The following is a 25,964-nucleotide window of genomic DNA, read 5'->3' on the forward strand; positions in this document are numbered from 1 at the left end:
CTTCACACGTAGAATCCTGTTACGGTTAGCTGTTGCTTGGAGACTTTCCTGGCCCTCTCGTTCCAGGCCTCGTAGAACTTTATAATGTCCTGTGTGAGGGACGGCTTGACCTTCTTTAGTGCCTCTTCGAAGTGCCTGGCATAGACCTTGTCAATGTTTATGTTTTCTCGTAGAGCTAGGAGACCAGCCTCCCTCACGAGCACCTCTATGTCTGCCCCTGTGTAGCCTTCTGTCTTTTTGGCTATTTCTAGGAGGTCTACGTCTTCTGCGAGCGGCATGTTCCTCGTGTGTACCTTGAGTATCTCTAGCCTGGCCTTCTCGTCTGGCGGCGGGACATATATCAAGCGGTCAAACCTTCCAGGCCTCAGCAAAGCCGGGTCAATAATGTCTGGCCTGTTAGTGGCGGCAATCACGACCACGCCCTCAAGCCTTTCTAGGCCGTCTATCTCTGTGAGGAGCTGGCTTACTACGCGCTCTGTTACGCCCGAGTCTGTCGAGACGAGTCCCCTCATCGGCGCGAGGGCGTCTATCTCGTCGATGAAGATTATGCTTGGGGCGACCTGTCTGGCCTTCCTGAAGAGCTCCCTTACTGCCCTCTCGCTTTCTCCTACCCACTTGCTGAAGACTTCTGGACCCTTTATGCTTACAAAGTTTGCCTCGCTCTCGGTGGCTACGGCCTTTGCCAACAGGGTCTTGCCAGTGCCTGGCGGACCATATAGCAGGATGCCCTTGGGCGGGTCGATGCCTAGGCGCCTAAACGAGTCTGGATATTTCAGTGGCCATTCTACTGCCTCGCGGAGTTGCTGTTTTACTTCTTCTAGTCCACCTATGTCGGTCCAGCGTACAGTTGGGACTTCTACCTCGATTTCCCTGAGGGCGCTTGGAGTTATTTCTCTGTATGCATTCATGAAGTCCTCCATTGTGACTTCGATTGTCTCTAGGACTTCTACTGGGATTTCTTCGCGTTCTAGGTCTATCTTTGGGAGAACCCTTCTCAGGGCCTTCATTGCGGCTTCTCTGCAGAGGGCGGCTATGTCTGCGCCTACGTACCCGTGTGTTATCTCTGCTAGCTTCTCGAGGTCGACGTCCTTTGCTAGCGGCATGCTCCTGGTGTGTACCTTGAGTATCTCTAGGCGTCCACGCTTGTCTGGTATGCCTATCTCTATTTCCCTGTCGAACCTGCCAGGCCTCCTGAGGGCTGGGTCAACAGCGTTGGGCCTGTTTGTTGCGCCTATGACTATCACGTCTCCGCGTGCCTCGAGTCCGTCCATTAGTGCTAGTAGCTGTGCTACTACTCTCTTTTCTACTTCTCCTGTTACTTCCTCCCTCTTTGGGGCTATGGCGTCGATCTCGTCTATGAATATTATTGCCGGGGCGTGCTCTTTTGCCTCTTCAAAGATTTCTCTTAGCCTCTGCTCGCTTTCGCCATAAAACTTGCTCATTATTTCTGGGCCGTTGATTGCTATGAAGTATGCGTCTGTCTCGTTTGCGACGGCCTTTGCCAGCAGGGTCTTGCCTGTGCCTGGGGGGCCGTAGAGCAGGATGCCCTTCGGCGGGTCGATGCCTAGGCGCTTGAAGAGCTCGGGGTGTCTGAGGGGCAGCTCGACCATTTCACGTATCTTCTGCTTGGCCTCCTCTAGGTCTCCGATGTCGTCGTAGGTGACCCTTGGTATTTTGCCTGTGTCTACTGGTCTTTCAAGTATCTTTAGCTGTGTCTTGTCGGTTACGACTACTACTCCCTTTGGCTTTATGTTTGTGACAGTGAAGTGTATCACTTGCCCAAGTACGGGTATCTGTATAACGTCTCCCTCTATTATCGGCCTGTCGAGCAGGCGTTTCTTGACATATGCAATGAAGTTCTCGTCCACCGCTAGCGTCATTGAGACTGGGGCCAGCCTGACAAACGTTGCTGGCTTTACTTCGGCCCTGCGCACCTTCACCTTGTCGCCGATGCTTACCCCGGCGTTTTTACGTGTCCAGCCATCCATCCTTATGACTCCTTTCCCCTTGTCCTCGGCGTAGCCCGGCCACGCCACTGCCACGGTCTTTCTCTTGCCCTCTATCTCTACGACGTCGCCCGCGCTGATGCCGAGTGCCTCCATTGCGTCTTCGTCTATTCTTACTCTGCCTCTTCCAGCCTCGTGTTGCCTGACCTCCAAGACCTTCAGCTCTATTTCTTGGGGTTTTTCTCCATCACTCAAATTAGTCACCAGAAACCTAAAATCAAAGATGAAACTGTGCTTATAAATTTGCTTTTCATGGAGGCTTGGAAAAGGTAAAATTAATATTTAGATGAATTCTTCGACACTGCGGCGATAAAAGTATGGGACTGCAGAAGGGAGAATTCGTACTGATCAACTACACGCTCACGGTGCTCGACGACACGCAGGAAAAAGTTATTGACACCACCTACAAGGAGGTTGCCGAGAAGGCTGGGCTCAAGACCGAGAACGTAGTCTTCGAGCCTGAACTAGTCATTATTGGGGAGGGCTTCGTCATAAAACCCATCGAGGACGTACTTGTAGAGATGAATGAGAATGAAAAGAGAGAGTTCGTCCTCGAGCCTTCCCAGGCCTTCGGCGAGAGAGACCCTAAAAACATCGTGATTCTCCCAGCGAGGGAGCTTTCAAGCAGGGGGGTCATACCAAGGGTCGGCGAAGAAGTAGAGATCGAGGGAAGGAGGGGCCGCGTCATAAGGATAGGCGCGGGCAGAGTTACAATAGACTTTAACCATCCATTTGCAGGCAAAAAGGTCAAGGTAGAGTTGACTCTCGAAAAGATCCTCAAGGACGATGCAGAAAAAATTAGGGAACTGTTCCACAGGTGGTTCAGGAACATCCCCAAAGAAAACATAAAGACAGAGATAGCCGGAGACACAGTAAAAATAGAGGTGCCAACCTCGATATTCCTCATTGAAAACGCTTTCACGCTACTCAGCGGCTTTGTGAGGGATGTCCAGAGGCACTTCGAAAATATCAACAATGTAGAATTCGTAGCCAAGGTGCCCATCGAGAGGCCAAAGAAGGAGGAAGAAAAGAAAGGAGAAGCAGCGAAGGAGGAGTCTAAGGAGTCTTCCGCTGGGCAAGAAAGTGCTTCGCAAGAATCCAGAGCCGAGGCGAAGGAGGAGCAGTAGCCTCCACTTCGCATAGGTAAAGGTTTTCTCCGACTTTTGCGACACGCTTTATAACGTTTATTTTTTCGCCTTCTTCTAGGTAGACCGGGTTGCACTCTAGGGGGTACTGCTTTTTTATGTCCTCGCCACAAGATGGCCTAGTGTATCGGACAGATGCACCCGGTATCGCTACCTGGGCTTCTAGAATCACCTGGAAGGGCAACTCTTCTACCTCGACTACTTGCATTCTCTCCGCCAGCGCCGGGCACACGTTGTAGTGGTTCCGGGTAGAGACCACCCTATAGCTGACTAGTGGCCTGAGCGCGCCTATGCATACAGAGAAGTTTTCACAGCCAATGCACTTGCTGGAAAGCATCGGCTGGAAAATTGACCCCTTCGACGCGAAGGACTCGGTTACCATTGATATTGTTTTTCTCCCCATTTCCCATCGACGCTCCTGCTTCTACATGGAAAGGGGGAATTACTTTACGTAGCCGTAGCCTATAAGCCTCCATTTGCCGGCGATCTGCCTAGAGATGGCGACCCTGTCGCCCTTTTCCGCCACTACTGGGATGCGGAGCTTCAAGTGTACCACGTTGTCTCTGGTGCTTGTCGCTTGCCCGATGGACAGGGAGGTGCCGATGTTTATCAGCAGTATTTCGCCCGCCTTGATTGGTTCGACCTTGAGGGGCTGATCAATTCCCACGACTCTCTCTAAAAGATATGTATCTATCTCTACGTCGTAGAGAGCCGGTGGCAGAGTGCCCGGGTAGCCTACAACGTTCCCAATCAGCGCGTCTGCCTTTGTGAGGCTTGGGTCAAGTGTTGTTCCCACTGCTATTAGGCCTCCTGGGTAGGCTTTTTCAAGCGGCTGGTTCCCCGTCTTTAGCGAGGTTATAGTGGTGTAGACTGGCTCGTAGACCTCTTGGCCGTCCTTCTTTAGCTTGATTCCAGGCCTTATCTCTATCTCGTGTCCAAGCTCGAACTTGCCCTGGACAACTGTTCCACCCAGAACTCCCCCAACCATGTCCTTGACGCTGGTGCCAGGCTTGTTGACGTCAAATGACCTTATCACGTACATTCTGGGGGGCTTGGATGTGTCTCTCTTGGGGGTAGGAATGTACTTCTCGAGGGCCCATATCAGCGCGTCTATGTTGACCTTGTGTAGAGCTGACACAGGTATAATTGGAGCATTTTCTGCTACTGTTCCCTCGACAAACCTCTTTATTTCTTCGTAGTTTTCCTTTGCACGCTCCTTCGAGACAACGTCTATCTTGTTTTGGACGATAACTATGTTTTTCACGCCGATTATTGAGAGAGCCGTCAAGTGTTCCCGGGTCTGGGGCTGGGGACACTCCTTAGTAGCGTCGATGACCAGGAGTGCGCCATCCATGAGGGCTGTGCCTGCAAGCATGATTGACATGAGCATTTCGTGTCCCGGCACGTCGACGAACGAGACTTTCCTAACGAATTCTAGGGGAGTTCCACAATACTTGCACTTCCCGTCCTTAGGCATCGTGGCACTAGTATAGTAGGCCTGCGGCGGGGGACACTTTGGGCACCTGTATATCTCGGCATCAGCGTAGCCAATCTTTAGGGTTATGCCTCTCTTTATCTCTTCGCTGTGCCTCGAGGCCCATATACCCGTAAGCGCCTGGACCAGCGTTGTCTTGCCATGGTCGACGTGTCCCGCGGTACCTATATTGACTAGTGGCTGTTTTTTAATGGCTTCTGCAAATTCATCATCACTCATATGGGGGAAAAATTATTGTCCTCTATTTAAACCTGTAGCAGATGGGAACGTGTAGCCGGAGCTCCGCAGAGATATTAATTTATATGTATCGCGTTCATGATGGTTAGGGTTAGGTATGGCTATTGAAAAGAACTTCCTGAAGGGCACAACTACTGTCGGAATAGTGGGTAAGGACTTTGTGGTTCTTGCTGCTGATAGGAGGGCAACGGCTGGGAGCTATATTGCCAACAAGCAGGTATGGAAAATAGTCGAGATAGATTCACATGTAGCGGCGACTATAGCTGGGACTGTTGGAGACGCACAAATGCTTATCGATAGGCTCAAGGTTGAGGCTGGATACTACAAGACGACTGTTGGGACACCTATACCTGTCAAGAGCCTAGCCACCTTGACGTCGCTTATCCTATTCAATTATAGACCAATACTGCTCGTCCAGATGCTTATAGGCGGGCTGGACGGCGACGGGCCATCCCTCTACTCGGTGGACTGGCTCGGCACGGTTACGCAGGAGAAATACACCGCTACAGGCTCGGGGTCTCCCTACGCTGTCTCGATGCTGGAGCACGAATACAGGGAAGACATGACGCTCGAGGAAGCCGTTAACCTCGCTGTCAAGGCGGTTAATGTTGCCCTGGCAAGGGATCCCGGGAGCGGCGAGGGCGTAGACGTGGCTACAGTTACAAGGGAGGGAGTAAAGCTGATAAGGCGCTAGGCTAGGGTTTATATATTTGATTTTTCACTAGCAATTTGGCTAAGAGCCTTTTCCAGGTGAAATTCTTGGAATCAATAGTTGCAGTTGCCAGGGAAATCCGTGAGGCAATATTCAGCACGGTGCCCAGGGATACAGAGATAACAAAGGTAGACTTTGAGGGGCCAAAGGTAGCCATATACACGAGGCGCCCACAAGTGTTCTTGGAAAACGACGGCGAGCTTGTAAAGAAGATTGCCAAGACAATTAAGAAGAGGGTCATTATTCGGGGCGACCCAGAAAAGAGAAAAAGCGAAAAAGAGACAGAGGAAGTAATCGAGAAGCTCATACCAGCAGAGGCCGGGCTAAAAAACGTCTACTTCAACGATATCACAGGCGAGGTCGAAATAGAGGTACTCTTTCCGGAGAAAGTTACACAGGACGCACTAAACGCCATATTCTTCGAGACGCTTTGGACCCCACGTGTATTGAGGAGGCCCCCGGTCCACTCGAGAACCGTGAAGGAGATCAGGGACCTGTACAGGGCGTCGAAGCAAGAGAGAATAGATTTCCTGAAGAAGCTTGGCTACAAGGTCTATAGGAAGCCTATTTTCCCGACACAGATGGTCAGGATAGTCTCGCTCGGCGCGGCAAGGGAGGTCGGCAGGAGCGCCATCCTGGTACAGACGCCGGAGGCAAACATCCTCATGGACGCTGGGTTAAAGCCTACGGGCAATGGTGACGAGCTACCATTGTTCGATTTGCCAGAGTTCGACGTGGACGACCTGGACGCGGTCGTTATTACCCATGCGCACCTCGACCATATAGGCGCCCTGCCCGTGTTGTTCAAGCACGGCTACAAGGGGCCCGTATACATGACCGAGCCAACCCTCCACTTGGCGAAGCTCCTCTTGGAGGACTACGTAAAGGTGTCTGAACGTGAAGGCAAAGACCCGCTATACTCTATGCGTGACGTGAACTCGTTTATTCTCAACACGTACACGATGACATATGGAGAAGTTACCGACATTGCACCGGAGATTAGGCTGACGTTTTACAGGGCTGGACACATCTTGGGATCAGCTATGATCCATCTACATATAGGCGACGGCCTGATAAATATAGTATATACTGGCGACGTGAAGTATGCGAGGACAATGCTTCTCGACCCTGCATACAACAAGTTCCCGAGGGCAGAGGTCTTGATTATTGAGAGCACCTACGGCTCCAAGACAGATGTTTTGCCAAGCGAGGATGACGCGAAGCTGGAGCTCGGGAAAATAGTCCTGGAGACTGCACAGCGAAACGGCATAGTACTTATACCTGTCCTCGCAGTGGGCAGGGCCCAGGAGGTTCTGCTGGCCTTGCTTGACCTGATGAAGAAGCAGGCCATACCACAGCTACCCATATTTATCGAGGGCATGATTGACGAGGTTTCAGCTGTACACATGACTTTCCCAGAATACCTCTCGGCAACAATCAGGGGCATGATCTATAACGATGAAAACCCGTTCACTTCTGAGAATATCCACGTTATACGTGGCGAGGCCCGCGAAGACGTGATAGAAAAGAGGCCGGCAATAATTCTCGCTACATCCGGCATGCTTACGGGCGGCCCCGTGTTGGACTATCTAAGGATGCTTGCAGACGACGAGAACAGTAGTCTTGTCTTCGTAAGCTACCAGGTTGAGGGCACGCTTGGCCGAAAGATTCTTGGAGGCCTCAGGAAGATAACGTTCTCAGACCCCTCTGGGAAAGCCATAACAAAGGATCTAAAAATGCAGGTATACAGGGTTGAGGGCTTTTCTGGGCACAGCGACAGGAGGCAGCTAGAGGCTTTTATACGTAGAATGGAGCCTACACCTAAAACGGTTATCCTCAACCATGGCGAGACAAGCAAGATAGACGAGTTTATGCGTTACCTTGGCAGCGAGTGGTTCAAGAAGAAGTCTGGCCTAAGCTTCGAAGTGAGGGCCCCGCAGAACGCCGAGAGTATACGCCTCGTATAGGGGCTACTTTGTTGAGAGGTTCCAGACCTCGTCTCCTAGATAGTGGAGCGTTTTTATGGCTTTTCCTTTTTGGCTGGTCTTGATTTCTTGTGAACTCATCAGGGATAAGCCTATAGCTATTGTCCTGGCCTTGTCTAGTTCCTTTACGAGGACCCTTGTGTTGGGCCCGAATTCTCCCTCTATCTTTTTTATTCCTGGAACCATTACGTCTGCACCGTTTAGGATTTTTGGCACGGCGCCGGCATCAACGTATACGGAGGGGTAGCTTGGGGATAGATTAGCCTTGTAGATATAGTATAGAGAGGGTATGAATCCGTCCCCTGTTACCCTGACAAATGCCAGGGTGTTGTCTAGAAAGTAGAGCTCGCTGAGCTCTGGATGTTTGACTATGGCTATTTCTACGCGTTCTGCTTCCTGTATCTTAGCGACGTAGTCTTTTCCAAGCTCCTTCTCTGCTTCTTCCTCTAGCTTCTTCCTGTCCTTCTTACTCAGAAGGTACCTCGAAACTATCTTCAGTTCCTTTGGAGACTTGCTCATAGCTTCCACCCTCAACAGTATAATAGGTTACGACGCCCTCTTTATCTACTACTGCCACGACGAGCTCCCTGTCGCTTTCTAGGGCCCTTCTAAACATGTCTTCAAACTCTTCGAACCCCATCTTTGTGCCCTCCACTACGATCCTTATGAGTAAGCGGTGCACCTTGTTCTTCTTTTTCCAGTCGAGGAGAAACTCGCGTGGGTTTACCCCCTGCCGGACTATAAATGACCTATTCCTCAGGTCTGCATACACGTTCAGCTTCAGCCAGAAGTCGGGGTCGCCCTGGGCCGCTAGCTTTACAAGTTCGCTGAACTGGACTTCTTCCCCCTTCTCGTTTTTCACTTTGAGTAGGCCCCTGTGGAGGAGGTATGCGGCTTCAACAAGTGAAAGTTCTAGCCCGGACGTCGTCTGGAAACCGTAGCCCTTCTCGGCAAGCTTCGAAACGGCATCGCTGTCTGTAACTATTACTTTGTCGCCTGACAGCCGGCCTTCGCCGATAATCTTCTGTGGCTCTTGCTGTGTTTTCCGTTCTTCCACGCGTTATTTTGACCATCGTACAATATAAAAGTTCTTGCCGCATAGTTAAGACTGGTGAATAATCGATGCCGCACCATACCCATTCTGGGATGCATGAGCACAAAGCCAAGGCCCTGAAAAACCTCAGGTATGCTTTTGTCACGGTCAGCACGTCGCGCTTCGAGGCAAAGCTTGGAGAAAAAACCATACCCGACGAGTCCATAGAAGTAGCTAAAAAGCTCATAGAGGCAAACGGCGACACGCTTGTAGAATACGTTTTGATTCCCGACAACCCGCGGCTCTTGCTTGAAGCATTCCTGGAGCTTGCAGTCAGGGAGGATATAGACGTGATTGTGTTTAGTGGCGGGACGGGGCCCGCGCCCAGCGATGTAACGATCCAGACGCTTGGACAAGTCCTCGAGAAAACCCTGACTGGTTTTGGGGACGTCTTTAGATATCTTAGCTACAACGAGATAGGGCCTCCAGCCTTCCTAACAAACAGTGTTGCCGGCATCTTTTCTGGCAAGCTCGTGTTCCTCTTGCCTGGCTCGCCGAACGCAGTGAAACTTGCATTGGAGAAACTTATATTGCCCGAAAGCGGGCATATCCTGTCGCTGGCTAGGGGTAAGTAGCTATGTCTGAAGCCGGGAAAGTGAGAATGGTCGATATAACTGGGAAAGAGGAGGTCTACCGTGAGGCTACGGCTGTTGGAGCTATAAAGCTACGCAGGGAGACAATCGAGAAGATTAGAGGGGGCGAGGTCCCAAAGGGCGACGTTGTCTCCGTGGCTAAGACCGCGGCTATTCTTGCCGTTAAACGTACGTGGGAAATTATACCCCTATGTCACCCTATTCCAATAACATCTGTACAGGTTGACGTGGAGTTGCTTGACGAAGAGGCAAAGGTCACTGTGAACGTGAAGACAACTGCCAGGACAGGCGTAGAGATGGAGGCCCTTACGGGTGTCAGCGTGGCCCTTCTCACGATTTGGGACATGGTTAAAGCCCTCGAAAAGGATGAGCGCGGCCAATACCCGCAGACAGAAATAAGGTCGATAAGAGTAATTGAAAAGGTAAAGAAAAAGGAGTAACAAAATTTAGCTATCTTTCTTTCCTGGGAACCCTTTTCGAGTCCCCAATTATCCAGTAGTCGCCGTCCTCCCTCTTTTCGAGCTTCCAGACGTATGCCTCATGCTTAACCCGTTCAAGCACCGTGTATAGCCCATTCACGGCTTCTTTTCTCGACACAGAGGCTACAGCTATAAAGAGAACGGGCTCGCCTGGGAACGCTTCGCCCTTCTTGTGGTAAATCATTATCCCGAGGAGGCCGTTCTTTTCGAGCTCCTCGCGGGCTATTTTTTCTAGGCTCTGAGTGGAGTATGGCTCGGCGGCTTCATATACAAGGCTGTTGACCTTTTTACCCTCCATATTGCCCTTGATGCGCCCTGTAAATATCGTTACTGCTCCAGCCTCTCTGCCCAGTGAACCTAGAAAATCGCCGAGTAGCTGGGCTGGCTCAATTTTTTCGACGAACCCCACCCGAATGAAGCCTTTCTGTGCCATTTTATCCACCAGATACTGGGGGCGCTATAATTATTTGGCTTTCGTCTGGAAGGTACTCGTCGGGGTCTAGGCGTTTACCGTTTACGAGCACCAGGAGCTCTTCGACGGGGGATTCTTCCATGCGATACTTCTCGTACAGGAGCTGTAGAAGCTCTCTGAGTGTAGCCTTCTCTTTATCTAGGACAATCACTTCTTGGTCCTTGCCTACTTGGTCCCTGACGACCGAGACATATTTTACGTATAGCTTCAGGGGCATCTGGGCTACGCCTTTAGGAATTCCACCATGAACTTTCGGAAGAACTCTATGTCTTCTAGATACACGAATTCGCCCTCACTGTGGATGTTTGTCCCTTCACGTATTGTTCCAAAAGCAATCACGTCCATTCCGTACTCGTCGAAGAAGGAGCCGTCGTTTCCGCCCAGCTCTGCCGCTATCCCGATATTGCCTCCTCTAGCCTTGCTGGCCGCAGTGACGACTTTCTGCACGAAGGCCTGGTTTTTCGAGTACCAGCCTTTTTGTTTCCCGAGGATCGTTGTCTCAAGTGTTACTCCATGCTTCATGGCTATAGAGGAAATCGTGCTGAGGAGCCCGCGTATAGCCTCTTCCAGGTCCTCCTCCGGCAAAAGCCTCATGTCGAAGCCGGCCCACGCCTCTCCCGGTATACGGTTGTGCTTCTCTGGCTCAGAGGGCGGAAGCTTCACAATATTAATTGTGAACCTCCCCCAGACATACGGCACTGGGCTTCCAGGAGGAGACGGAAACCTAGAAATCTTCGAGCCGCGGACAGCCTTGAACTCCATGAGGTCTCCGAGTACCCTTACCAGGTTCTCGGCCGCGTTGCTCGCTGTGTGCGGGTAGCCCGCGTGTCCAGACCTTCCTTTGACCTTTATCCATCCCTCCACGACGCCGGACGCGCCTACAGAGACGTACTCTGAGCCCGAATCCACTATGACCACGTGATCCCATCTAGCACCACTCTCGAGGAGCCTCCTGATACCTGTCCCTCCAACCTCCTCGTCGCCCGTAACGATGACTACGGGGTTGTATGCGAGCTCCGCGCCCGACTCTTTTAGATCCACAAGCCCAGCGATCGACGCGACGATGCCGGACTTGTCGTCTGCCGCGCCCCGGCCGTACAGCTTTCCATCTCTGACTATGGGCGTGTATGGGTCGATCTCTTCGCCGTCTATCTTCCAGGGCCCCTTTGCCGGCACAACGTCGTAGTGGGAAACAAAGGCTACAGAGGGCTTGCTCTTTGGAGGATTAGGGAGGGTAATTATCAGTGTTGGTATTTCTCCTCCCTCCAGGTCTATTCTCTCAACCTTTAAACCGTTCGACTCGGCTATGCGGGCAACAGCGTCCGCGGCCTCGCGGTAATGCTTCCTGACCAACTTGTTCTCTACGTAGTAGACCTCTGAGGGGATTTTTACAAGCTCACTTAGCGCCTGGACAATGTCTAAAGGCATAAACAGTCAACCTAACTATGTTTTATCTTGAATTTAAAGGTTATTTTAGGTGCTACACCATCTGTTCAAGCAGTTCCTTGAGGCCCCTCGCCACGGAAGGCGCGACAGAGACCTTCGAGACGGGCGATGGAACAGTGTCTGTGGCTACCACTTCCTCTATGCCCGCGTAGTACAGCTTGTCGAGCGCCCCCTGAACCATGACCGCGTGGGTGCAGACGGCCTTCACGCTTTTTGCTCCCGAGCCCAGCACGTTTTTCGCGGCCAAGGCCATGGTTCCACCCGTACTTATAATGTCGTCAACAATGATTACGTCCTTGCCAGCTACCTCTAGGCTCTTCGGATAAATCTTCACTTCGCCTGTGACTCTGTCCCTCTCCTTCACTAGGTAGTCGAACTCCGCGCCCAGGTGCTCTGCAACACTCTTTGCACGCTCCAATGCGCCCATGTCCGGGGCCAAGACAAGTGGATTAGAGACTTTCCCCTTGAAGTAGCCTGCAATCTCTTCGGCTGGCAAGACGTTTATAGACGGGACGCTGAGGTATTCGCCTAGCACACGGGGCTGGTGGAGGTCGACAGTGACAAGGCCGGACAGCCCGAGAGCCTCCAGCGACTTCAAGACAGCCTTGACACTTATCGGCTCCCCTTCCAGGAAACGCTTATCCTGCCTAGCGAATGCCAGATACGGCACAACAGCAATTATACTGCCCTCCGCGTATGCAGAGAGGGCCTCCACCGAGAATAACAGCTCTAAGAACCTTTTCTCTTGGCTAGGATACATTGATGAGACAAGTATGGCTACGCCCCTAGGCTTCGAGGGAACCCTCACATAGACCTCGCCGTCGGGAAAAGTCTTCTTCTCCAAGAACACGAGTTCATCTCCAAGATGTCTAGCCACCTGGGCAGCAATCCCGTTCGATGCTTCCAGAGAATATACCGTCATCCCGAGAAATACCTACGCAGAAATAAAAATCTTTGCATGAGAAAAAAATGGAAAACCCGAAAGTACCATGAAAAAATGCATGCACAGCAAAAAAGACATATCAGCCGCCAGCAAAGTTGACCTTTCAATTCATTCGTTTCTGATACAAAACTCGAAAGATTTTAGCATTGCTTGGACAGATTAAAAGCTTTCAATTCATTCGTTTCTGATACTTAGACTCTCTGTATCTGTATTATCGACCGAGAAGGTCCCCCTTTCAATTCATTCGTTTCTGATACACTACTTCGAGCTCAGTGAGGTTCACGACATCCCTGAGCTCTTTCAATTCATTCGTTTCTGATACAGGGTGGTGGACGAATGAAGCTCACGGTTTGGTACGAGGACCTTTCAATTCATTCTTTTTTGATACAAATAAAACACGAAATAAGGGAACAAATCAAGGACACTTTCAATTCATTCTTTTTTGATACTGTTTCCTTGGGGTTTATTTTGTTGGGGTGTTATTTATTTGTTTTGGTGTTGGGTGAAAGTGTTTTTGTGTAAGTGTTTCTCGTTAAGTACATTAATTTTGTTTTATTTTTCCTCGTTGTTGCATGTAAATGATATGGAACGGGAAGAGGGTCTAGGGAAGAGTGTATTTTACAAAAAGGCTTCTTCCCGTAAAGCGTTAAAGTTTCCCGTGGAAAACGTTTCTACAGAGATTTCCAGGGGAACCATTTCCTCCCAACCCGTATCACAATGGAGAAATCTCTGTTTTTCACTTTCGTATATTTTTAATTTTGGAGCGAGGGGTTTTTCCTGGTTTTCCGAAACGCTTGTGTGGTCGTTATGGATGTACAGCTTTGTGTGGTGTAGGCTTATTGTCGGGTAGCGGGTACGTGGAGGAACGTAGAGGTGCATTAATTCTTTCTGAGCCGCATCTATGCAAAGCTCTATGTGTGGTTAGATGTAGCCCTGAAGGTAGGCGTAGTAGATTTGTCCGGCGGATATGGAGTTGTCTCCGGGAGGCAGCTTTTTGGGGAGAATGGTGTTTTCCTTGCCAAAGATGGCTCTTATGCCCTTAACTATTGGGGTGTTGACTGCGGCGCCTCCGGACACGAGTATTTTCTTGGCGCCTTTTTCGCGGGCAATTTCTGCTAGTCGTTTTCCGAGGAGGAACTGGACTGTGTAGGCCAGGTCACGTGGGCTGTGTCTGAGCTCGCCTTGTAGCAGTTTCAGGAGGAAATCGTATGTCTTGACTGTGTCTCCCTCGGCATCTAGGAGGCTGTCTGATATGATGTTTCCCCCATAGCTGTATTCTTCTAGTGTTATTGCTGGCTCCCCCTCGTAGTTTCTTTTCCAGGATACGCCTAGCGCTGTTGAGACTGCGTCGAGGAAGCGACCCGCACTGCTTGACATTGGCGAGCCGCTTGTCTGCCTGGCGGCGAGCCGGGCCTCGCTTAGCCCTCCTGGGAGGTATCTTTGTAGCCCGTTGGACTGGAATATTTTTAGTGCTTCTTCTTCTCCAAGTGCCCGTGTTAGGGTTCCAATGAGTATCCTTGCTGGGTAGACTGTAGCCATGTCTCCTCCGGGCATTGGTAGGTAGTCTAGGTGTCCGAGCCTTTCGTATCCCTGGCCGACGTATAGTACTTCTCCTCCCCATATCTGGCCGTCGTCTCCGTACCCGACGCCGTCTATTGCGATGCCGTACTCCTCTGTGGAGGCTGTTTCAAGCATGACCGCCGAGACGTGGGCCACGTGGTGCTGGACTTCGACCAGGTTGTTGGAGCATTTTGACGCTATTTCTTCGGCTACGAGCCTCGAGGGGTAGGCTGGGTGTTTGTCTGTCACGACTATGGCGTCGCACTCTTTTATGCCGTATGTCTTGATGAGGAAGCTCAAGGCTTCCCTCAGGAACTCGAGGGTCTCCAGGTTTTCGAGGTCTCCTATGTGCTGTGTGGGGATAACGTATTTTTCTACGGCTACGCTGCCTGTATTCATTAGGAATGCGCCAGTAGCTATGGCGGGGCTCTTGATGCTTCTTGGAAGAATGATCCAGCGAGGCGCGTATCCACGGCTTCTCCTTATCATTACTGGCTCGCCGTCTGTAAATCTGACTACGCTGTCGTCTGCCCTGTTGACTATCCTCCTGTTATGCATCAGGAAATAGTCTGCCACCTTTCCGAGCTTTCTTAGCGCCTCGTCGTTGTCCTTGATTATGGGTTCTCCGCTCTCGTTTCCGCTGGTCATGACTAGGAACTTGTCTCTTGTATCCATGAGGAGGAGATAGTGTAGGGCAGTGTAGGGAAGCATGACCCCGACGGTCTTTAGGTTTGGGGCTACAAGCTCGGAAACCGCCCCGGGCTTTCTTGGGAGTATCACGATGGGCCTGGCTGGGCTTGTCAGGAGTTCTCGTGCACTGTCGTCTACTTCCGCTATTTTCTCGGCGACTTCTAGGCTTAGGGCCATCAATGCAAAGGGCTTTGTCGGGCGCTTTTTGTGTCTGCGTAGCTTCTCTAGTACGCTGTCTTCTGTGGCTAGGCAGGCCAGGTGGAAGCCGCCTATCCCCTTTACAGCTACGATGTAGCCCTCGTTTATTAGCCTTGCCGCTTCACGTATCGGGTCTTCGGCTTCTAGCTGTTTTCCAGTGGGGTCGACTAGGAAAACCTTGGGGCCGCACTTGGGGCACGATATTCCCTGTATGTGGAACCTACGCAGATTGTTGGGGTCTCTGTATTCTTTTTGGCACTCTTCGCAGAGTGGGAAGTCTCTCATCGAGGTGTTTTCTCGGTCGTAGGGGATCTTCTCGATCACTGTGAATCTGGGTCCACACCATGCACAGCTATGGAATGGGTACCTGTACCACCTGGAGGACGGGTCGAGGACTTCTCTCAAGCATTCTTCACATATTCCGAAGTCTGGCGGGATCATTGAAAGCTTCGTGATTGTTGTGCCGCTTTTGAGTATGATGAAGTCCTTGTAGCCTTTTGGGGCTTCGGCTTGAATGTGGATCTCTTCTATCTCTGCCGAGCGGGGCGTCTTGTTCTTCAGGTCGTATAGGAAGTCTTCTATCTGTTTAGGGTCTCCCTCTACCCATATCTCTACCTCGCTCCCGCCCAGGTTTAGGACATAGCCCTTTAGGCCGTGTCTTACAGCTAGCCTGTAGACGTGGGGCCGGAAACCCACGCCTTGGACAATCCCGGCAACCCTTACACGTAAAGCCTGCATTGTGCTTAGCCTACACATGGGCAACAAAAAAGGTTTTTCGATCTTGGAAAAGCCGGGCATGACTCTGCAAAAAACATATCTTTGTTTTTGGCCCAATTTTCTTTATGGAAAAATTCGACTATACATATGCATATAACATAGCGCTGGCCCTTTCTAGACAGCCCAGGTTTACGGGTACAGAGGGCGAGAGGCAGGCTAGGGAGCTCATAGTGAGGGAACTGGAAAGCCTCGGCTATAACCCGTCCCTCGAGAAATTTTCTGTCAAGACATACGACGTTGTAGAGTCGGAGCTAGAGATAGTCAAGCCCCATAACAAGAAGATAGAGTGCAGCGTGTTAGGCTTCAGCGGTGAAACGCCCATAGAGGGAGTAGAGGGAGACATATTATACATCGAGAACGCGGACAACATTCTTCTCCCAGAAGCTACAGGCTGGATTGGCCTCGCGTCGCAGAGGCCCTCCAGGGAGTACTGGAAAAAGCTAATAGGAAAAGCAAGTGGGCTGGTCATCGTTGAGGGTTCTCCCTACAGGGAGCTCAGCCGGGTAGCGATACCATACGAGTGGAGGGAAAAAATGGGCTCTCTCCCCAGCGTCTATGTCAGGTATAGAGACGCATATGAACTGCTCTCGGCCGAGAGGGCAAGACTAAAAGTTGTACAGACCTATAGGGACACTGAGACATACAATATTTTTGCCACAATAGAGGGATCCAAGTACCCAGACGAGGTCATATATGTTACGGCCCACTACGACAGTGTACAGGGGGTCCCCGGCGCCACCGACAACGCTGGCGGAACCGCCATGGTCTTGGCCCTTGCAAAGGCTCTCTCTGCCTCCAGGCCCAAGAGAACCGTCCGGTTTGCACTCTTCGGCGCAGAAGAGCTTGGACTACGCGGCTCACTCTTCCACGTAAACTCGCTTAGCGACGACGAGAAGAAAAAGATAAAGACAGTAGTCAACCTCGACGTGCACGGAGGAATCTTTGGCTCGTCAGCCGCAATCATAAGTGGCGCAAAGAGCCTCAGGTACTTTGTAGAGGCGCTGGCCAAACGTGTAGGCGTGAATCTGAGCATATCGGAAGACGTGATGAGTAGCGACGGTTCGTCCTTCGTTAAACACGGTATACCAGCTGTAAACCTCTATAGGGCTAGTGGTTCGGGCGCGGACATACACACGGTGAAAGACAGCTCGGAGCACCTACACCCAATCGCCTTTAAGACGATCGGGTACTTTACGTTGCTCCTCCTCGAGGAAATCCTCAACGCCGAGGAGATACCCTTCGAAAGAGAGATCCCAGAAGACATAAAGAAGAAAGTAGAGGAGTACTTTTCAAGAAGACAGCCCATCTAGCTTCCTGGAGAGCGCCCTGTAGCCCCCTTTAAAGCTCCAGGCTTTGTAGCCGAGCTTCCTCAACGTGTAGGCCGCTTCACGGCTGAGCCCGCCCTCGTCGCATATAAAGATGTATTTCTTGTTTGGATCCAGCTTATCCAAGGCTACTGGGAGCTCTGCGAAGTCAATGTTTATGCTTCCGGGCACGTGGCTTTCTCGGTACTTCTCTGGGGGACGCAGATCAATAACTATGCTGTCTGGGTCGATGGTGCTTATCTCCACCTCATCCAGTGACTCCGCCTGGATTCCCAGGGTTCTGAGTTCTATCTCCCTTAGACTCGAAACAACACCCTCGAAAACTGTCTTATCGATTTTATCTTCTTCTCTTAGAACCTCCTCAAGCCTGCTTCTCGTGCGCGGATGCACCGAATATACTCCGCAAACCTCTTTGACGCGTGCGCTGGCCTCGTATGTGCCTATTTCTCTCGCCCTAGCGATTATTTCCTCCTTGTCCATCCCTATGAGCGGTCTATACACTGGCAACGATACGGCCGTCGAGGACGAGTAGAGGTTTTCCAGGGTTTGGGACGAGACTTGCCCAAGGCTCTCGCCGGTGACTATGCCCAGGGCGTTTATCTTCCGGGCTACGTGCTCAGCCGTCCTATACATGTACCTTTTCAGGACGACGCCCAAGAGGCCTGGATCCACTTTTTTCCTAAGTTCCTTTACCAGTGGCCTAAAGTCCGCGACATACAGCTTGGGAGAGTAGCCGTAGCCCCAGTTATCTACAAGCATTTTTACAACCGATGCTACTAGTCTCTCTGTTAGCTCGCCAGCCATGTTACAGAATACAAAGTGGACCTCGGCCCCCCTTTTAAGCATGTACCATGCCGCGACTATGGAGTCGAAGCCCCCCGAGACTAGGGCAACAACTCTCCCCTCCACGCCCACTGGGAGCCCTCCGTAAGCCTTCACCACGTCTTGGAAGAGATAAGCCTTGTTCCCCCTGACCTCGATATACACGGTGAACTCTGGATTCTCTAGGTCTACGCCCCTCGAGCATGGGTAGAGCCGTCCACCAACCTCCCTGGCTATGTCCATAGAGGTAAAGCTATGCGTCCCCGTTCTCCTCGCCTTAACAGCAAAAGTCTTTCCCTTCACCTTGTCACAGAACAGTTGATAAGCTACTTCAACTATTTCTCCTAGGGTTTCGAACTCGAACTCCACGGCGCTTGAAATAGACGTGATCCCGAAGACCCTGCGTAGCACCTTTATCGCCTCCTGGGTAGAATATACGTATATTCGTCCATACTCTCTCTTGACCTCGCCCTGCAGGCCGCTAAGCCTCAAGGCCTCCTTGATGTTTTCGATAAGCTTCTTCTCGAACCTGTCCCTAGACTTTTTCCCCTTTATAGTTACCTCTCCAAGCCTGACTATCAGCACGTCGCGCAGTTTGTTCTCCATAAGCACTCATCTTAAAATAAACACTTGGCTTATATTACAGTTTTTAGACTAGATGATTATGAGTGAAATTGTCCTCGGGACGATGGACTTTATTCTCCTAGTGATAGGAACCGTCGCATTCATAGCGCTTCTCATTGTCTTCGCCATAGAGTATCACTACTGGAGACTGAGGAGACAAATGAAGAAAATCATAGTGAAGGCCGGGTAGACCCGATAAGCTTAAAGCCACAATGAAAAATAATTACTTGCAATGACGAGATGAACCCGAACGCGACCAAGTGACGATGGCCGTCGCTACTGAGTACTCTGATTCTTTTCTAGGAAACAAGAACTTTTCCTCCTACAGCTTGCCCAGGCAGATGACGCTCAAAATAGGCTATGGCCCTGCCCTTCCTCCCGTGCATCTTCACAATCCTGCCGACAAACTTCTCGCCAGTGACAGGATGTATCCAGACAACCTTCCTCCCTATAACTTTGTGGGCGTCCTTATATGTTACACCCTTCAGCTCGACTAATACCTGCCTAGGATAGTACCTTTTCTGTCCGCGCCTGAAAGAGACAATGTACCCTTCCAAGCGCATCACCCAGCAAATTATAAAGATAAAGCGTTTTTAACTTTTTCCCCAAAACGGGGAGACTAGTGTGTCTTCGAGCAGATATCTGTACACTTGTCTGCAAACTCGTCACATATATGGTCGCAGGCGTTCTTGTTGTCGTTACATATCTCTTCGCACTGGTCGCTGTATGCCCCTGGAAACTCGGAGCACTCCTCCATGCACTCCGACGCGTTCTCAGAACACTTTGCATGGCAATCGTCTACAAAGTCCATGCACTGTGAGATGCATTCATCCATGATTTTCTTCGCGTCTCGCCTGTCTGACATGTATATACCACGTTGCTGAATTATTATTTTAACTTTTGCCCTCGTTGTTAGCGTTAATCTTCTGGAGCAACCCCTTCTCCTCTAGCAAGCGCGCGGCCCGCCTCAACACGTCCCTGACTATGAAGCGCTGGTCAAGCCCTCCCAGAGCATACGCGGCCCGACGTATAGAGCCCGTCTTCGCGACGAGTTCTAGGACGTTTTTCTCGTAGTCGTCGAGCTCCAGGGACTGCAGGGCCTTTACTGCAACTTCTTGGAAAGACACGCCGTACGGCCAAGAAATGTCCGCGTCTCGGACTGCGTCCTTGTAGACATGGATCCATTTAAAAACGATGATGCATAGGCGCGTGTCCTCGTTTACCCTTGGATAATGCTTCTTGAGCTGTATGCGTAGCTCCTGCAGACTCGTGAAGCCGTCAAGCAACGCCTCGTCGACAGTGATGTCGCGCAACTTTTTCTTGTAGACGGCCACTATCTCGACTTCCCCTATAACCCTCCCGCCGCAGTGCACAAGTGCCTTGTCGCCTGGCTTCAGGTTGGGACAGCGTACACGTATAGTTGCCCGCTTCTCGCCTGAAACAAGCTTGTCTAGGTAGTTCCTGGAAAAGAGGAGATGTTTTTCACGCATGTCTACGGCTGTAGGGAGATAGTTATTTCTGGGTATTCTGGAACAGCCCTGTCTCCTCTACCACTGCTTGTCACTTCTACTTTTTGTGCCCTGAGGGTACCCGCGATGTCCCCGGTAGCCTTCCTCAGCTCCTCGAGGTGCATAGTAGTATAGATGGTGAGCTTGGAGATTTCTTTGCTCAGCGGTATCTTTGCGTCGTGTTTTGCCCGTCTCCCCTCCGCAATTATGGCTACAACGATTTCTCCTGTCTTCGCCTTTTCCGCGTCGTATTCTACCTGCTCTGGCCAGGGCGAGGTAGTTATGCTTTCCCAGTTTTCGGAGCCCTTGAGAACTTCCTGGTAAATCTCCTCTGAGACATGTGGGGCAAAAACCGAGAGCATCTGTATAGTCCTCAGCAACACTAGCCTCAACACGTATTTTGCTACACGGTCGCCCTGAGACAGCCTATACTTTATGATCTCTAAGTAGTGGTCACAGAGCTTGTGCCAGGCAAAGTCTACCAGCCTCTGTGAAGCCTCCTGGAACTGGTAGTTCTCAAGCGAAGACGTGACCTGCCTTATAGTCTCGGACAGCTCTCGAAGTATCCAGTGGTCTACATGTGATAGCTCCTCCATGCTTGGCGGTGGAACCTCCTCTATAAATGAGCTCGCGAGCCGGGCAGCGTTCCATATCTTCACGAGGAACCTGTGCGCATAGTCTACGCCCTCCCACGAGAACCTCACGTCCTGTCCAGTGGAGGCCGCCATCGCGACCCAGAGCCTGAAACTGTCTGCGCCGTACTTTTCGAGGACCTCTGTGACAGCTACATAGTTTCCGTAGCTCTTGTGCATCATCCTGCCGTCTGTGCCGCGGACCATGCCGTTGATCAGTGCGGTCTTGAACTGGGGCTTGCCGAAGAGGGCTATACCCCTGAGCAGTAAATAGTAGTCCCAGGTTCTAATTATGTCGTAGCCGTTTGGCTGGAGGTCTGCGGGGAAAAGCCTCTCGTCAAAGTTGTCTGGCCAGCCAGCGTGGACGGCGGCAGTTATGCTTGAGTCCATCCAGGTATCCATGACGTCTCTTTCTGGGACAATGTTTTTAGACCCACACTTTGGACACTTCTCGAAGGGTGGACTGTCGAAGCGTGGGTCGTGTGGGAGCTTCTCTGGTGGCACGACGAGCTCTGCTCCGCAGTCCTTGCAGTAGTAGACGGGTATTGGCGTAGCGAACAGCCTCTGCCTGGAGATTACCCAGTCCCAGTCTAGGTTGAGAACCCAGTTCTCGAGCCTCTTGTACATGTAGGGTGGAACCCAGTTTATCCTCTTTGCTTCTTCGAGAACCTTCTCGTTAAGAGCCGTAGACTTCACGAACCACTGTTTCTTTGGAAGTATCTCGACGGGCGTATGGCAACGCCAACAAGTGCCAACAGTGGACTGTATGTTTTCAGTTTTGACAAGTAAACCCTTTTCTCTTAGTATCTCTGCTATTTTTTTCCTCGCTTCCTCAATTGGCAGTCCCTGCAGGGGGCCAGTGTTCCCGTTCATTCTGCCGTTGTCAGTGATAGAGATTATCAAGGGCAGGTTGTGTTTCTTCTGCCATTTTACGTCTGTCTTGTCGCCGTAGGTACAGATCATCACGGCGCCTGTACCGAATGTCTTGTCTACGTCTTCGTCGAAGATTATGGGAACCTTACGTTCATAGATGGGGACGACTGCATGTTTGCCTTGGAGGCTCCTATACCTCTCGTCAGTCGGGTTTACTGCTACAGCTACACAGGAAGCTAGAAGCTCGGGCCTAGTCGTGGCTATTACGACGTCCTCGCCCGTCTCGGCGACCTTGAACTTTATGTAGTATAGGGGACGAGATTTCTCCACGTATTCTACTTCTGCCTCGGCGATGGCCGTTTCGCATCTTGGGCACCAGATGACAGGGTGCTCCCCGCGGTAAATCAGCCCCTTCTTGTACATCTCTACGAAGCTTAGCTGTGTCCTACGCCAGTAGTCAGGATTCATCGTCATGTACTCGGTTGTCCAGTCTATGCTCAGCCCAAGCCTTTTAAGGGCGGCACGCATGTCGCCTATCCACTTGAGCGTGTATTCCTTGCACAGCCTGAGAAACTCCAGGGGGTCTACCTCGCTACGCCTCTTGCCGATTGCACGTTCAACCCTGACCTCTGTGGGAAGCCCGTGGCAGTCCCACCCCTGCGGGAAGAAGACATTGTAGTCCCTCATCCTCTTGTATCTAGCAACGAAGTCGATGTATGAAAAGTTGAGGGCATTGCCCACGTGGAGGTCTCCGCTTGGATAGGGTGGCGGCGTGTCAATCGAGAATGTTGGCCTAGTCCTGTCTTCGCGTCTGAACCGGTATAGGCCTTTTTCTTCCCATGTTTTCTGCCATTTTTCTTCGACAAGTTTGAAGTCGTATACCTTTGGTAGCTTGAATTCAGCCATGTGTATGCACCAAGGATGCTGAAAAAATAGGGACTTGCTGATAATTTAAGCTTAGCGTGTGGTGATGCTCCCAATATAAATAGAAAAATTATATGAGAGGTAGATGTATGTCTACGGTTCTAATGGTGATGGTGGTGATGGTGATGCTCGTGTACGTCTTCGACAGTTTCTTCTATTTCTTCTGAGCCTAGACCTGCCAGTTGCTCCTGTAGCTTTTGTGGAAGCTCGACACCATAGGCTTGGAGAATCTGTGCAACAAAGTAGGGGTCTGGAGCGGCGCCTTCAAATTCAAGCTTGTCTTCTCCATCTATTTGTATAACGTTTTTGGGCACCGCGTAGACCCCGTACTTGTCGGCTAGATCCGAGAACTCTAGGGCCTCTATCATGTCTCCATAGATATTTTTGTTCACCATTGCGAACCTGTGCGCCGCCCTGACGGCTAGTGGGCAGTATGGACACGTGGGCGTTACGAATATCATTATGCGTGTGGGCCTTGTGACGTATTTGAGCAACGCTTCCTTTATCTCTGGCGATACGTTGACTCGCCCAGTAGAGGCGTCTACAATGTCCTCTATGAATGCCCCGAACTCGTAGCCGGCGGGTATCCCAAAGTAGCGTATGTTCCACTCGTCGACGCCGTGGATTAGAAGCGCTGGGAACATGTCGATGTTGTACTTCCTTGTTTCTGGGTCGGACTTTACATGCTTGATTACTGTCACCTTGTTGTTTGACGTCTGCTGAACCAGGTCGAGGATCTGCTGTGTGTCTTCACAGTAGACGCATTCGGCATCTGGGTCTAGGAACCAGTGTATCTTTACGGGTGACTCTAGCCCTGCAAAAGTCTTCTTTAATTCTTCTACTAGTTCCTCATCATATTCTACTGGCATAGTGTAGCCCACGCTTCTTAGAATGGCCTATTTAAATTTTTTGTGTATACAGAGTGACTATTCAATGACTGTATAGCTTTCGCCTTGTCCAACAAATATCTTTGAAGGCTTCTTGATGGCAAATATGCCTGTCTCTAGAACTCCCGGCAGGGACTTGAGTTTTTCCTCTAGTATCCTCATATCACCGCTCCACTTGAGTGTCGCGTCTAGCAGGAAACCGCCGTTATCAGTGATAGCGGGGCCAAGCTTTTTCTCCGAGAAAACTCGTAGCGAAGACTCGGCGTTAAAGGTTTCCCGGAGAGCCTTCACCACTTGGCTGTATGACATTGGGTGGACCTCTATTGGAACAGTTAGGGGCCCGTCAAGCTTTGCCCGTAGCTTTGTGTGGTCAACAATGATTACGTATTCCCGTGCATAGTAGTTGACAAGCTTTTCTCTTAGGAGGCACCCTCCCCCTCCCTTGATGAGGGACTTGTCTGGGAAAACAGTGTCTGCGCCGTCTATGCTTAGGTCCGGCGTAAAGCTGTTCAGTGAGACTTCTATTAGGCCCAGCGTGGCGGCTAGGATGCTTGTATCGTATGATGACGAGACAATGTAGACTTTGAGGCCTTCTCTTTTGACCTTCTCGGCGAGAAGCTTCATGAAGATTTTGACTGTTGACCCGCTGCCCAGCCCGAGAACCATTCCGTCTTTCACGAGTTGTAGGGCTGCGAGCGCGGCGGAGGTTTTTTCTTGTGTTAATTGGTCGTGTTGTTTCTTTTGCTCCATTTGAGGCACGGGGATAAATATGCGTGCATTATTATAGTTTTGGCCCCCGGGAAACTTTGAGTATTTATTTTGTTCACTTATTTTTGCTCTTTATCTTAAATGTTGGTCTTTTATGCGATGTAGGCGAAAAAAGTGTTGGTGAAAGCCTCCGTGGAAACCGTTGGAGATTGGCCTTTGATGGACGAGGAGATACTTATCCTCGAGACAGGCGACAAGATGTACTTTAATTTTCCATACACTCTTTACAGGAAAGAGCTACGCAAGAGGCTAATAGACTACAACGTAGAAGCAAAGGTTACAGAGAACGCTCTAGGAGGCAAAAGAGTCGAACTCATCGTTGACAAACAGGTAGGCCTAGAGATCAAGGCTTGGCTGGCGCTACGGCTACCCACCATGGATGGAAAATACTTTATAACAGAAATGGAGGAAGTCTAGTCATTCTCGCTCCACTCGCCCGCTTTCCTTTTCCCCGGGAAAACAAAAACAACTTTGATACTTCGTCTTTCAATTCTTTCTTAGTTGCATCTAGGGGCGGCGGCTTTGGAAGCTGCGGTGGTTCCATTCTCTTTCAATTCTTTCTTAGTTGCATCCCAAAGTGGGAGGCCTTAAAGAGAATGAGGGTCTTACGCGATGTCTTTCAATTCTTTCTTAGTTGCATCGAGGCTGAAAAAAGCGGGCTACACGGAGGGGGCAATAAACACTTTCAATTCTTTCTTAGTTGCATCCCGTCAGAGTTTATTCCAAAGCTGGGCATCACATCAGCCTTTCAATTCTTTCTTAGTTGCATCAAAGGCGAGTTCGGCGTCGTGGGTGGAGAAAAGATTGCATTGGCAACTTTCAATTCTTTCTTAGTTGCATCACTGAAAAGAGACTTGTTTACCTCTACAAAGCGATAACTTTCAATTCTTTCTTAGTTGCATCAGGGCTTCCGCGTGCCTGATACTAACCGTGACCGATATTGAGGCTTTCAATTCTTTCTTAGTTGCATCTCATTCAGATATCAATGCCGCGCTCAACATCCTCAAAAAAGCCTTTCAATTCTTTCTTAGTTGCATCTGGAGGTTGGGGACTTCGAGGAACGAAAAACTCTTTTAGACTTTCAATTCTTTCTTAGTTGCATCCTCGAGGTCTAGGATTGCACTCTTAAGCCTAATATAGTTCTTTCAATTCTTTCTTAGTTGCATCTCTACCTGGCTAAAAGATTTGATTACTATTTCTTCCACTTTCAATTCTTTCTTAGTTGCATCAGAGAAATCTGAGAACTCATTAAAAGTCCTATTGCATACTTTCAATTCTTTCTTAGTTGCATCTCAACTCTTGATGCGTCAGGGACACGCTGTCATATTCACTTTCAATTCTTTCTTAGTTGCATCCGAAATTTTTTACCCAGGAGGGGTTTATATGTTTAACGTTTGATTTTATCAAGAAGTCTGTAAAACTGCCCTAGCACTCAAAATTACACATTGGAAGCTTCTGAAACTTCCTTATCGAGAAACTTCCCGAAACACCCCGTTTTAGGTCGGGAATTTTTCCCGTAAACCTAAATTTAAAATAACCTTCCCAACGAGAAACTTCATAAATAACTTTTAGTTTGGCTTTAAGGAAGATATTGACAAAAATCTATTTTGGTTTATAAGAAGGCTTTTGTATACTTGGAGAACTGGAGGGGTGAGTTTTCCTGTTTGGGTCTGACTAATCACTTGAATGTTTCCTGTCGGAGGTTTCGGGCTATCTGGGTTTTGATTTAGGATGGCCGTGTGTTTTCGTTTTTGAGTGGTGGATCCTGGG

General features: G+C 50.3%; 25 protein-coding genes and 2 CRISPR repeat arrays. Of the genes, 8 read left to right on the top strand and 17 right to left on the bottom strand.

Annotation, left to right across the window (positions count from 1 at the left end; all coding sequences use genetic code 11):
* Window positions 1-2: 2 nt before the first annotated feature.
* Window positions 3-2,201: a CDC48 family AAA ATPase gene (locus N186_RS02440; protein WP_187147046.1), complete on the bottom strand. Its 2,199-nt coding sequence runs from the start codon at window positions 2,199-2,201 to the stop codon at window positions 3-5.
* Window positions 2,202-2,323: 122 nt separating this feature from the next.
* Here N186_RS02440 and N186_RS02445 point away from each other — a divergent pair, with 122 nt between their 5' ends.
* Window positions 2,324-3,133 (top strand): peptidylprolyl isomerase, encoded by an 810-nt coding sequence (locus N186_RS02445; protein WP_020962191.1) that lies wholly within the window; start codon window positions 2,324-2,326, stop codon window positions 3,131-3,133.
* Here N186_RS02445 and N186_RS02450 read toward each other — a convergent pair.
* Window positions 3,063-3,533, bottom strand: coding sequence for a UPF0179 family protein (locus tag N186_RS02450; RefSeq protein ID WP_240366752.1), 471 nt, complete (start codon window positions 3,531-3,533; stop codon window positions 3,063-3,065). The genes N186_RS02445 and N186_RS02450 overlap by 71 nt on opposite strands.
* Before the next feature lie 60 nt (window positions 3,534-3,593).
* A complete protein-coding gene (locus tag N186_RS02455) occupies window positions 3,594-4,865 on the bottom strand; it encodes a translation initiation factor IF-2 subunit gamma (RefSeq protein ID WP_020962193.1) in 1,272 nt (423 codons plus the stop codon).
* Between the two features lie 115 nt (window positions 4,866-4,980).
* On the opposite strand from N186_RS02455, the gene psmB reads away from it, so the two are divergent.
* Window positions 4,981-5,577: an archaeal proteasome endopeptidase complex subunit beta gene (gene psmB / locus N186_RS02460; RefSeq protein ID WP_020962194.1), complete on the top strand. Its 597-nt coding sequence runs from the start codon at window positions 4,981-4,983 to the stop codon at window positions 5,575-5,577.
* 35 nt (window positions 5,578-5,612) lie between these two features.
* Window positions 5,613-7,562, top strand: coding sequence for a beta-CASP ribonuclease aCPSF1 (locus N186_RS02465; RefSeq protein ID WP_020962195.1), 1,950 nt, complete (start codon window positions 5,613-5,615; stop codon window positions 7,560-7,562).
* A gap of 3 nt (window positions 7,563-7,565) precedes the next feature.
* On the opposite strand, the gene N186_RS02470 is transcribed toward N186_RS02465, so the two are convergent.
* Window positions 7,566-8,099, bottom strand: coding sequence for a DUF1947 domain-containing protein (locus tag N186_RS02470; protein WP_020962196.1), 534 nt, complete (start codon window positions 8,097-8,099; stop codon window positions 7,566-7,568).
* Window positions 8,047-8,637 carry a hypothetical protein gene (locus tag N186_RS02475; protein WP_020962197.1) on the bottom strand — a complete coding sequence of 197 codons (591 nt, stop codon included), beginning with the start codon at window positions 8,635-8,637 and terminating at the stop codon, window positions 8,047-8,049. The genes N186_RS02470 and N186_RS02475 overlap by 53 nt, the downstream gene beginning before the upstream one ends.
* A gap of 65 nt (window positions 8,638-8,702) precedes the next feature.
* Between N186_RS02475 and N186_RS02480 the strand changes: the two genes are divergently transcribed.
* Both N186_RS02480 and moaC read left to right on the top strand, forming a co-directional pair.
* Window positions 8,703-9,248 (top strand): MogA/MoaB family molybdenum cofactor biosynthesis protein, encoded by a 546-nt coding sequence (locus N186_RS02480; RefSeq protein WP_052885501.1) that lies wholly within the window; start codon window positions 8,703-8,705, stop codon window positions 9,246-9,248.
* Window positions 9,249-9,250: 2 nt separating this feature from the next.
* On the top strand, window positions 9,251-9,706 hold the full coding sequence (gene moaC / locus N186_RS02485) for a cyclic pyranopterin monophosphate synthase MoaC (RefSeq protein WP_020962199.1): 456 nt from the start codon (window positions 9,251-9,253) through the stop codon (window positions 9,704-9,706).
* Between the two features lie 10 nt (window positions 9,707-9,716).
* Here moaC and N186_RS02490 read toward each other — a convergent pair whose 3' ends face one another.
* The 5 genes from N186_RS02490 to hypF form a co-directional block, all read right to left on the bottom strand.
* A complete protein-coding gene (locus N186_RS02490; RefSeq protein WP_020962200.1) occupies window positions 9,717-10,178 on the bottom strand; it encodes a molybdenum cofactor biosynthesis protein MoaE in 462 nt (153 codons plus the stop codon).
* 1 nt (window position 10,179) lies between these two features.
* Complete coding sequence (locus N186_RS02495) at window positions 10,180-10,434, bottom strand: MoaD/ThiS family protein (protein WP_020962201.1); 255 nt, start codon at window positions 10,432-10,434, stop codon at window positions 10,180-10,182.
* A gap of 5 nt (window positions 10,435-10,439) precedes the next feature.
* Window positions 10,440-11,645, bottom strand: a complete 1,206-nt coding sequence (locus N186_RS02500) for a M20 family metallopeptidase (RefSeq protein WP_020962202.1) — start codon at window positions 11,643-11,645, stop codon at window positions 10,440-10,442.
* A gap of 52 nt (window positions 11,646-11,697) precedes the next feature.
* Window positions 11,698-12,585 (bottom strand): ribose-phosphate diphosphokinase, encoded by an 888-nt coding sequence (locus tag N186_RS02505; protein WP_020962203.1) that lies wholly within the window; start codon window positions 12,583-12,585, stop codon window positions 11,698-11,700.
* A 121-nt stretch (window positions 12,586-12,706) separates the two neighbouring features.
* Window positions 12,707-13,055: a CRISPR direct-repeat array (repeat unit 25 nt; unit sequence CTTTCAATTCATTCGTTTCTGATAC).
* A 472-nt stretch (window positions 13,056-13,527) separates the two neighbouring features.
* On the bottom strand, window positions 13,528-15,792 hold the full coding sequence (hypF, locus tag N186_RS02515; protein WP_052885631.1) for a carbamoyltransferase HypF: 2,265 nt from the start codon (window positions 15,790-15,792) through the stop codon (window positions 13,528-13,530).
* A gap of 104 nt (window positions 15,793-15,896) precedes the next feature.
* On the opposite strand from hypF, the gene N186_RS02520 reads away from it, so the two are divergent.
* Window positions 15,897-17,141 (top strand): M28 family metallopeptidase, encoded by a 1,245-nt coding sequence (locus tag N186_RS02520; RefSeq protein WP_020962206.1) that lies wholly within the window; start codon window positions 15,897-15,899, stop codon window positions 17,139-17,141.
* Here N186_RS02520 and thiI read toward each other — a convergent pair.
* Window positions 17,121-18,584: a tRNA uracil 4-sulfurtransferase ThiI gene (thiI, locus tag N186_RS02525; RefSeq protein ID WP_020962207.1), complete on the bottom strand. Its 1,464-nt coding sequence runs from the start codon at window positions 18,582-18,584 to the stop codon at window positions 17,121-17,123. The genes N186_RS02520 and thiI overlap by 21 nt on opposite strands.
* A 58-nt stretch (window positions 18,585-18,642) precedes the next feature.
* On the opposite strand from thiI, the gene N186_RS09660 reads away from it, so the two are divergent.
* The gene (locus N186_RS09660; RefSeq protein WP_020962208.1) at window positions 18,643-18,792 is read left to right on the top strand and encodes a hypothetical protein; all 150 of its coding nucleotides are present in this window, start codon (window positions 18,643-18,645) and stop codon (window positions 18,790-18,792) included.
* Window positions 18,793-18,901: 109 nt separating this feature from the next.
* On the opposite strand, the gene N186_RS02530 is transcribed toward N186_RS09660, so the two are convergent.
* From N186_RS02530 to rpiA, 6 genes are all read right to left on the bottom strand, one after another.
* Window positions 18,902-19,159 (bottom strand): 50S ribosomal protein L35ae, encoded by a 258-nt coding sequence (locus tag N186_RS02530; RefSeq protein ID WP_187147047.1) that lies wholly within the window; start codon window positions 19,157-19,159, stop codon window positions 18,902-18,904.
* A gap of 62 nt (window positions 19,160-19,221) precedes the next feature.
* Window positions 19,222-19,467, bottom strand: a complete 246-nt coding sequence (locus N186_RS02535) for a hypothetical protein (protein WP_020962210.1) — start codon at window positions 19,465-19,467, stop codon at window positions 19,222-19,224.
* Window positions 19,468-19,495: 28 nt separating this feature from the next.
* Window positions 19,496-20,092, bottom strand: coding sequence for an ASCH domain-containing protein (locus N186_RS02540; RefSeq protein WP_020962211.1), 597 nt, complete (start codon window positions 20,090-20,092; stop codon window positions 19,496-19,498).
* A gap of 2 nt (window positions 20,093-20,094) precedes the next feature.
* The gene (locus tag N186_RS02545; protein WP_020962212.1) at window positions 20,095-22,521 is read right to left on the bottom strand and encodes a valine--tRNA ligase; all 2,427 of its coding nucleotides are present in this window, start codon (window positions 22,519-22,521) and stop codon (window positions 20,095-20,097) included.
* Between the two features lie 119 nt (window positions 22,522-22,640).
* On the bottom strand, window positions 22,641-23,408 hold the full coding sequence (gene pdo, locus N186_RS02550) for a protein disulfide oxidoreductase (RefSeq protein WP_148681994.1): 768 nt from the start codon (window positions 23,406-23,408) through the stop codon (window positions 22,641-22,643).
* A 57-nt stretch (window positions 23,409-23,465) separates the two neighbouring features.
* Window positions 23,466-24,176 carry a ribose 5-phosphate isomerase A gene (gene rpiA / locus N186_RS02555; RefSeq protein WP_020962214.1) on the bottom strand — a complete coding sequence of 237 codons (711 nt, stop codon included), beginning with the start codon at window positions 24,174-24,176 and terminating at the stop codon, window positions 23,466-23,468.
* Between the two features lie 132 nt (window positions 24,177-24,308).
* Here rpiA and N186_RS02560 point away from each other — a divergent pair, with 132 nt between their 5' ends.
* Entirely contained in the window at window positions 24,309-24,611 is a 303-nt protein-coding gene (locus tag N186_RS02560; protein WP_148681995.1) for a hypothetical protein, read from the top strand.
* Between the two features lie 66 nt (window positions 24,612-24,677).
* A CRISPR array of direct repeats spans window positions 24,678-25,549; the repeat unit is 25 nt; unit sequence CTTTCAATTCTTTCTTAGTTGCATC.
* Window positions 25,550-25,964: the final 415 nt, after the last annotated feature.

The organism is Thermofilum adornatum, from assembly GCF_000446015.1.
GTDB classification, from domain to species: Archaea; Thermoproteota; Thermoprotei; order Thermofilales; family Thermofilaceae; genus Thermofilum; species Thermofilum adornatum.

What these genes read in the sequence shown, in the direction of transcription:
- N186_RS02445 (WP_020962191.1), top strand. Translation starts at nt 2,324, where the DNA reads ATGGGACTGCAGAAGGGAGAATTCGTACTGATCAACTACACGCTCACG.
- N186_RS02450 (WP_240366752.1), bottom strand. Translation starts at nt 3,533, where the DNA reads ATGGTAACCGAGTCCTTCGCGTCGAAGGGGTCAATTTTCCAGCCGATG.
- N186_RS02455 (WP_020962193.1), bottom strand. Translation starts at nt 4,865, where the DNA reads ATGAGTGATGATGAATTTGCAGAAGCCATTAAAAAACAGCCACTAGTC.
- psmB (WP_020962194.1), top strand. Translation starts at nt 4,981, where the DNA reads ATGGCTATTGAAAAGAACTTCCTGAAGGGCACAACTACTGTCGGAATA.
- N186_RS02470 (WP_020962196.1), bottom strand. Translation starts at nt 8,099, where the DNA reads ATGAGCAAGTCTCCAAAGGAACTGAAGATAGTTTCGAGGTACCTTCTG.
- N186_RS02480 (WP_052885501.1), top strand. Translation starts at nt 8,703, where the DNA reads ATGCCGCACCATACCCATTCTGGGATGCATGAGCACAAAGCCAAGGCC.
- moaC (WP_020962199.1), top strand. Translation starts at nt 9,251, where the DNA reads ATGTCTGAAGCCGGGAAAGTGAGAATGGTCGATATAACTGGGAAAGAG.
- N186_RS02490 (WP_020962200.1), bottom strand. Translation starts at nt 10,178, where the DNA reads ATGGCACAGAAAGGCTTCATTCGGGTGGGGTTCGTCGAAAAAATTGAG.
- N186_RS02495 (WP_020962201.1), bottom strand. Translation starts at nt 10,434, where the DNA reads ATGCCCCTGAAGCTATACGTAAAATATGTCTCGGTCGTCAGGGACCAA.
- N186_RS02500 (WP_020962202.1), bottom strand. Translation starts at nt 11,645, where the DNA reads ATGCCTTTAGACATTGTCCAGGCGCTAAGTGAGCTTGTAAAAATCCCC.
- N186_RS02505 (WP_020962203.1), bottom strand. Translation starts at nt 12,585, where the DNA reads ATGACGGTATATTCTCTGGAAGCATCGAACGGGATTGCTGCCCAGGTG.
- hypF (WP_052885631.1), bottom strand. Translation starts at nt 15,792, where the DNA reads ATGCAGGCTTTACGTGTAAGGGTTGCCGGGATTGTCCAAGGCGTGGGT.
- N186_RS02520 (WP_020962206.1), top strand. Translation starts at nt 15,897, where the DNA reads ATGGAAAAATTCGACTATACATATGCATATAACATAGCGCTGGCCCTT.
- thiI (WP_020962207.1), bottom strand. Translation starts at nt 18,584, where the DNA reads ATGGAGAACAAACTGCGCGACGTGCTGATAGTCAGGCTTGGAGAGGTA.
- N186_RS09660 (WP_020962208.1), top strand. Translation starts at nt 18,643, where the DNA reads ATGAGTGAAATTGTCCTCGGGACGATGGACTTTATTCTCCTAGTGATA.
- N186_RS02535 (WP_020962210.1), bottom strand. Translation starts at nt 19,467, where the DNA reads ATGTCAGACAGGCGAGACGCGAAGAAAATCATGGATGAATGCATCTCA.
- N186_RS02540 (WP_020962211.1), bottom strand. Translation starts at nt 20,092, where the DNA reads ATGCGTGAAAAACATCTCCTCTTTTCCAGGAACTACCTAGACAAGCTT.
- N186_RS02545 (WP_020962212.1), bottom strand. Translation starts at nt 22,521, where the DNA reads ATGGCTGAATTCAAGCTACCAAAGGTATACGACTTCAAACTTGTCGAA.
- pdo (WP_148681994.1), bottom strand. Translation starts at nt 23,408, where the DNA reads ATGCCAGTAGAATATGATGAGGAACTAGTAGAAGAATTAAAGAAGACT.
- rpiA (WP_020962214.1), bottom strand. Translation starts at nt 24,176, where the DNA reads ATGGAGCAAAAGAAACAACACGACCAATTAACACAAGAAAAAACCTCC.